This window comes from Treponema endosymbiont of Eucomonympha sp. (genome assembly GCF_001028545.1).
The window spans coordinates 1-439 of sequence record NZ_BBPW01000669.1; the positions used below are offsets into that span (position 1 = coordinate 1).

Below are 439 nucleotides of genomic sequence, written 5' to 3' on the forward strand. Positions count from 1 at the left end.
GGAAGGCATAGAAAGATAAAAACTAACAAGACATCGATGAGCTGTTTCGAGCTGGACGTAGCCGCCACCTCGATGAAAGCAGCATGGGAGGCATGGGGATCAAAGAACAACTTATGCCACCAGGGTTGTGCGCAAGAGGTGGATGATATCGAAGACGGCGCAGCAAAAAAGAAAAGGCCCGGCGTAGTGCTGAAGCGCCCTGTTGGATCTGATGGGCCATTCTTAGAGCAGGCGGACCTCCCGGCATCGCTTCCAGCCCACAAGCGGGGCTCGCGAAAGCCCCCTTCGACGCCAATTAAGCGCGGGAGCGATCTGGAGGACAAGGCAGACCGAGAGGGCGCAAAGGAGTACGAACGGGAAGAACGGAAGCGAGGTGGGGAACGGGCCAAACTTGAAGCTGAAGGGGCGGGTGGCGAGCGAGCAATCGCCAAAGTCGGGG

1 protein-coding gene is annotated in these 439 nt (G+C 57.9%); it reads left to right on the plus strand.

Features of this window, described 5'->3' with window-relative positions:
* On the plus strand, nt 1-439 hold a 439-nt coding region (locus tag AWU74_RS14380), incomplete at both ends, for a hypothetical protein (RefSeq protein WP_498067499.1).